Origin of the sequence: Mycobacterium sp. 1274761.0 (assembly GCF_001668615.1) — a bacterium.
Taxonomy (GTDB): Bacteria; Actinomycetota; Actinomycetes; order Mycobacteriales; family Mycobacteriaceae; genus Mycobacterium.
In genome coordinates this window covers 1-644 of sequence record NZ_LZMC01000110.1, presented here as the reverse complement: position 1 = coordinate 644, position 644 = coordinate 1, and the positions used below count along the sequence as shown (strand labels likewise).

Annotated in this window: 1 protein-coding gene and 1 pseudogene; one reads left to right on the top strand and one right to left on the bottom strand. The window is 68.8% G+C overall.

Going from position 1 to position 644, the window contains the following annotated elements; genetic code table 11:
- Positions 1 to 477: pseudogene (locus tag A5651_RS23130) on the bottom strand (hypothetical protein); the annotation flags it as partial.
- On the opposite strand from A5651_RS23130, the gene A5651_RS26325 reads away from it, so the two are divergent.
- A partial coding sequence (locus tag A5651_RS26325; RefSeq protein WP_304441194.1) for an AMP-binding protein occupies positions 367 to 644 on the top strand: 278 nt, incomplete at its 3' end. The pseudogene A5651_RS23130 and the gene A5651_RS26325 sit on opposite strands and share 111 nt — an antisense overlap.

Sequence of the window (644 nt, the reverse complement as noted above, 5' to 3'; positions counted from 1 at the left end):
GTCGCCGCCGAGTTCGAAGAAGGAGTCGTCGACTCCGACGCGGTTGAGTCCGAGGACTTGGGCGTAGATGCCGGTCAGGATTTCTTCGGTCGGAGTGGCGGGGGCGCGGTAGTGGTCGCTGTCGGTGTATTCGGGTGCGGGTAGGGCGCGGGTGTCGAGTTTGCCGTTGACGGTCAGGGGCAGGGTGTCAAGGGCGACCACTGCGGTGGGCACCATGTAGCCGGGCAGTCGTTGGGCCAGCGCGGCGCGCAGGCCGACCGGGTCGGCGGTCCCGGTGATGTAGCCGACCAGGCGTTTGTCGCCGGGGCGGTCCTCGCGGGCGATGACGGCGGCCTGCTCGACGCCGTCGAGGGCGTTAAGCGCGGCTTGGATCTCGCCCAACTCGATGCGGTAGCCGCGGATCTTGACCTGCTCATCGGCGCGCCCGACATAGCGCAGCTGCCCATCAGCAGCCCAGGCCACCAGATCGCCGGTGCGGGGCTGGCCTACGGCTATGTCGGTCGGGCTGGACTGTCGGCGTCGCGGTTTGTGGCGTGTCCGTTCGGTGGTGTCGGGGCGCGGATGTATCGCACCGGCGATCTGGTGGCCTGGGCTGCTGATGGGCAGCTGCGCTATGTCGGGCGCGCCGATGAGCAGGTCAAGAT